Below are 1,319 nucleotides of genomic sequence, written 5' to 3' on the forward strand. Positions count from 1 at the left end.
TGAACTGCCCCCCATTTCGACCGGACAGTCGGCATAAGCAGAAAGGCTCAAGCACAGGCTTGAGGACAGGCTTATGTCTAACGAGTATCGACACGTTGAATTGCTGACGGGTGATGTTCGCCGCAGGCGATGGACAACCGAGCAAAAGCTGACGATCATTGAACAGAGTTTCGAACAAGGCGAGACGGTATCGTCCACCGCTCGCCGCCATGGCGTCGCGCCCAATCTGCTTTATCGGTGGCGCAGGCTCTTGAGCGAGGGAGGTGCTGCAGCCGTGGATTCTGACGAGCCGGTGGTCGGCAATTCGGAAGTGAAGAAGCTGGAAGATCGCGTCCGCGAGTTGGAGCGCATGCTCGGCCGTAAGACGATGGAGGTCGAAATCCTCCGCGAAGCCCTTTCCAAAGCGGACTCAAAAAAACGGATATCGCGGCCGATCTTGTTGCCGAAGGACGGTTCGCGATGAAGGCCGTCGCAGACACACTGGGCGTCTCCCGTGCCAACCTCATCGAGCGGCTGAAAGGCAAAGCAAAGCCGCGTGGGTCATACCACAAGGTCGAGGATGCAGAGCTTCTGCCCGCCATTCGAAGGCTGGTGGATCAAAGGCCAACCTATGGCTATCGGCGGATCGCCGCGCTCCTCAATCGCGAAAGGCGAGCCGCCGATAAGCCTGTCGTCAACGCCAAACGGGTCCATCGCATCATGGGCAACCACGCCATGCTGCTGGAGAAGCATACGGCCGTTCGCAAGGGCCGCATCCATGATGGCAAGGTCATGGTTATGCGCTCCAACCTGCGCTGGTGCTCGGACGGGCTGGAGTTCACCTGCTGGAATGGCGAGGTCATTCGTCTCGCCTTCATCATCGACGCCTTCGACCGGGAGATCATCGCTTGGACGGCGGTAGCCAATGCAGGAATTTCCGGCTCAGACGTGCGCGACATGATGCTGGAGGCGGTTGAGAAACGCTTCCAGGCAACTCGAGCACCGCATGCTATCGAGCATCTCTCGGACAACGGTTCGGCTTATACAGCACGGGAAACCAGGCTATTTGCCCAGGCGCTCAATCTGACGCCCTGCTTCACCCCGGTGGCCAGCCCGCAGTCGAACGGAATGTCCGAGGCATTCGTCAAAACCCTGAAGCGGGATTACATCCGCATCTCTGCACTACCGGACACCGAAACGGCGCTCCGGCTCATCGACGGATGGATCGAGGACTACAACGAAATCCATCCACATTCAGCGCTCAAGATGGCTTCCCCTCGGCAGTTCATCAGGGCTAAATCAATCTAGCCGACCTGTCCGGTGAAACGGGGAGCACTCCA

The 1,319-nt window shown here is 58.7% G+C and carries 1 protein-coding gene; it reads left to right on the forward strand.

Annotated elements, in window-relative coordinates:
• Window positions 1–73: 73 nt before the first annotated feature.
• Window positions 74–1,287, forward strand: a protein-coding gene (locus tag ACODR6_RS32075) for an IS3 family transposase (protein WP_489026615.1) whose coding sequence is annotated in 2 segments (ribosomal slippage) — window positions 74–410 and window positions 410–1,287 — 1,215 coding nt in all. Because the reading frame shifts where the segments join, the coding sequence is not laid out codon by codon here.
• Window positions 1,288–1,319 lie beyond the last annotated feature (32 nt).

The organism is Rhizobium sp. FG96, assembly GCF_057808655.1.